The organism is Phaeovulum molybdatiresistens (assembly GCF_023544865.1).
Lineage (GTDB): Bacteria > Pseudomonadota > Alphaproteobacteria > Rhodobacterales > Rhodobacteraceae > Pontitalea.
Genome location: NZ_JAMJFX010000066.1, coordinates 1 through 2,104, shown reverse-complemented (window position 1 = coordinate 2,104; position 2,104 = coordinate 1). Strand labels below are relative to the sequence as shown.

Annotated in this window: 1 protein-coding gene; it reads left to right on the top strand. The window is 58.7% G+C overall.

Going from position 1 to position 2,104, the window contains the following annotated elements; translation table 11 throughout:
* A partial coding sequence (locus MXB90_RS17630; protein WP_250046715.1) for an ankyrin repeat domain-containing protein occupies window positions 1–1,819 on the top strand: 1,819 nt, incomplete at its 5' end.
* Between the last annotated feature and the right edge of the window lie 285 nt (window positions 1,820–2,104).

Genomic DNA, 2,104 nt, shown 5'->3' with positions numbered 1-2,104 from the left:
TCCGTCTCACCATGTCCGATCTCCGTTGCCTTGGTCACGATCTTATCTTCGTGTCCACGAAACCGGCAGCAGGCCAGAGCGCCTTTTTAATGACGCGCAGGTCTTTGCCTACAAACCCGAGGTCCTGGCGCCGCCCAGCACGCAAACGGTGCGACGCCTGATGCTCTTTGCGCGCAGCCTTGAACAAGGTTGGAAGGACCTGGTCGCTGTCCTCACGCCCCGCGTCTCCCCGCACGACCCGGACCCTATGCGAAACAAGGCGTTACAACTGGCCGAGTTATTTCGTCTGGCATTCCTGTTCACCTTCGCCGCTGGGAAAGGAAACACCAAGGTCTCTGATGGCTTGTTCAAACAGGCCATACCAGAGTGGCTGCAGCAAGGACCGTTCAAATCCATTCTTCCGAATGCGACAGGCCAATTGCCACGTGCCGAAGAGGTCGCCGCCACTCTGACCGAGCGGATTCGCCTTATGAATCCTGACGCTGAGCTGCCGGATGTCTTCGGTGACAGCCGCATGGTTTCGGCAGCATCCGCTCGGCCGGAATGCACAATTGCGCAGGTCCGCACGCAGCTAAGAACGCTCCTGCAAAAAGGGTATGGCGCCTGGGAGTCCCAATCGCGCAACCGTGCCATTGAGGTTCGAAAAATACTCTCGCGACTGCGCGAGCACCAACACGCAGATCAGGTAAAGGCAGACATCCACTACCTTGCCGCGTTGGACGCTCTCGCACGTGGTGACCTTGATGATGCTGCAGTGCATCTCAAAGATGGCCTGACCGCCTGTGCCGCCGGGAATTTCGGATGGGTAGAGTCCGCGCTTGCAAGGCTCAGTTTCGGCCTGCAGGTCAGCGCCGCACCATTCAACAGAAACGAGTCCGAGAAATATTTTCGCATTTTCTCGCGCGCATTGGCTCCGGACGAGGCGCAGCGTTGGCGCCTCGGGCAGGCGCCGCTGGAATACACCATGCGATTGGCTGCAGTAGAGGCCGCCGAAAGTTTTCCACGGTCCTGCCGTCCATATCCAGGAGTCGCGCGGAGCCACCCCATGCAGGGATCCGTTGAAGTGTTTCAGGAGCTTGCGAAGCTCATGCTCTCAGGTGCAGACGAAAACGCAATTCGCGTATTCAAGAGAACGCACAAGCGGGCATTGAAGGCAAAACTTCGGGACGTGCGTGGAGACACGGTATTTACGATGCTGACGAAAATGATGCCGAATTTGGTGCGCGCCATGCAGGATATGACCCCATTCGATGGCATGCGCGGCTCCAACGACCTACCGACCGCTGCGGAACTGTCGGACCGCCTGCGCCAAACCTACCTGCGTTTCGTCAGACAACTTCCTGTGGATCATCTCTCGGCTCAGGACTACCTCGGTCAAACGGCGCTCATGTTTGCCGCCGAGCAGAAGGATAGAGAGCTGACGGCCTTACTCCTCGAAGTCGGGATCGAGACGGATCAGCAAGACACGCTCGGACGGACAGCTCTGCATTCTTCCATCCGATCCGGATCTTCTGCCTGCTTCGAGCTGTTGCTTGACCACGGTGCGAACCCTAAGATCCAGACTTGTGAGGGAAAGACCGCCCTCGTTATGGCAGCGGAATTCGGTCGGGCCCGGTTCGTCGGCAGGCTATTGTCAGAAGCGCGCGCCAAACCGGAAGGTCGGGAACTGCATGAGGCGCACACTCTCGCAGATCGCAACAGCAGAAATTACACAAGCGTTCTGGCCGCGTATCGCGAAGCGGGGGTTGCACTGGATTGCCGCGAGAAATTCGCCGATGTCGTCGATCTGCTCAAGGGAAGATTCAAGCGCACTGCATGAACTCGAAAAATAGTGAATTCCGTCGGAACCACAGTGCGCTTTCGAGATCGCTTCGGCTCAGACTTGAGATGCGCGGCGACCGTGCAGACCGACGCGACTGGCCACGATGGAACGTCTTACCAAGAGGCTGTCTGCCCCGTCGCTGCGCCGTGCCTGAACGGCCGCTTCGGAGGCATGCGCCGGGAGGGAGGGCCGACCGGCGGCAAAGGGCCGACAGCTGCCGATGATCATAGAGTGAGCGACTAACTCGCTGAAACGAGAAGCCTTGCGAGTTCGTCTGGCGCA